Origin of the sequence: Kitasatospora sp. NPDC093558 (genome assembly GCF_040683475.1) — a bacterium.
Taxonomy (GTDB): Bacteria; Actinomycetota; Actinomycetes; order Streptomycetales; family Streptomycetaceae; genus Kitasatospora.
Window position 1 is genome coordinate 1 of the sequence record NZ_JBFBDY010001116.1, and the last position, 1,527, is coordinate 1,527.

The 1,527-nt window shown below is 69.0% G+C and carries 1 protein-coding gene; it reads right to left on the reverse strand.

What is annotated here, in order from left to right; all coding sequences use genetic code 11:
• Positions 1-260 precede the first annotated feature (260 nt).
• Positions 261-1,469, reverse strand: a complete 1,209-nt coding sequence (locus tag AB0O00_RS38990) for an IS4 family transposase (RefSeq protein WP_363659413.1) — start codon at positions 1,467-1,469, stop codon at positions 261-263.
• Positions 1,470-1,527 lie beyond the last annotated feature (58 nt).

Here is a 1,527-nt window from a genome sequence, read left to right on the forward strand (position 1 = left end):
CAATACCAGTGACTTAAGGTTTTGAGCCTCGTGGAGCCTTGGTCGGTTGGTTGATGGGAACGGTGCGGTAGTGCGGGGCGATGCTGACGGCTTCGGCGGGATCCCGGATGGGCTGCGGCCAGAGCTGGTGCTTGGCGCGTTTGACGCCGAAGTTGGACATCTTGCGTTTGACGACGCGTGCGTTGGAGCGTCTGCGGCGCATGGGCAGCAGGTGGCGTGCTATCTCTCGGAGGCCGTCGGCGAGGGCTGCGGCCAGGCGGTCAGGGGGAAAAGGCCGCCTGCGCGGTCACCTGTCGGCGCGCGAGGCGGAGGGATCGGGTGAAGGAGAGCCGGTCCGGGTCGGTGTCGATCTTCTGTGCGGCGGCGTGCATCAGTTGGCGGATCGCGTGGTGGACCAGCAGGTGGCCCCAGACCTCCTGCTCGACACCTTCCGGTGAGCGGGAGCGCAGGACCTGGCCGGGGCCGCGCTGGTGGGTCTTGAGCTCGTCCAGCGCGGTCTCGATCTCCCAGCGCTGGTTGTACAGGGCCGCCAACTCGGCTGCGGGTGCGGCCTCGTGGTCGAGGATCGTGGTGATCAGTCGGTAGGGGGCCGGGTGCTGCGGGCGGCCGGGGTCGTCCAGGGTGTACTCGATGACGCGCACGACGGCCGGATCGGTGCGCTTGTGGTGGTCGCGGGCCGCCACGATGTCGGACAGGTAGGAGCCGTCGGGAAGTTCCCGGCGCACGGGCAGGACCGCATTGGACTTGATGCGCCACAGCAGGTCCGCACCGCCGGCCGAGGCGGCCCGCCACTGTTCCAGGCCGGCGAAGCCCCGGTCGGCGATCAGCAGGTCGTTCGGCCCGAGGGCCCCGAACAACTCCCGCGCGAGCACGGATTCCGCGGTGGTGAACGGCCCCAGGGCCGCGTGGGTGATGGCGTGCGTGCCGCACTCGGCCAGTGCCACCACCCGCACCTGCGGGAAGGCGGTCCGCTCGCCCCGGTGGGTTGCGGGGCGACCGAACCGTGCTTCGTTCTCCTCGCTGTCCGGTATGTCGAGCGTGGTCCCGTCGACCGCCATCAGACGCCAACGGCCGTACCAGGCACCGACGGTGGATTCGGTCGCCATGGGCTTGGCGGTCTGCTCGAACAGCGCTTTCAGCGGCTCCGGCCCGAGCTTGACCCGGGCTCTGGAGATCGCGGCGGTCGTAGGCACCTGCCACGAGCCCGACCAGCGGCCGGCCCACGCGAGGCCCTCGGTCAGCAGTCGCGCGACCTCTTCGTAGCCCTGCCCGGAGAACAGGCACATGGCCAGGACGAAGTAGACGACCACCCGGGGCGGCAGCAACCGGTTGCGCTTCCCGGACTTCCCGCACTCCACGACAATCCGGTCCACCAACTCAGGCGGGAACGTCCGCGTCAGCAGCCCGATTGCGATCCGGTCCGACAATCGCTCGTCCGTTGCCGACTTGACCTGTCCAGGGCGTGGCATCCAGGCACCTCCTGGACAGGTAGCCTACCAGCAGAGATCCTTAAGTCACTGGTATTGG

What these genes read in the sequence shown, in the direction of transcription:
- AB0O00_RS38990 (WP_363659413.1), bottom strand. Translation starts at nt 1,469, where the DNA reads ATGCCACGCCCTGGACAGGTCAAGTCGGCAACGGACGAGCGATTGTCG.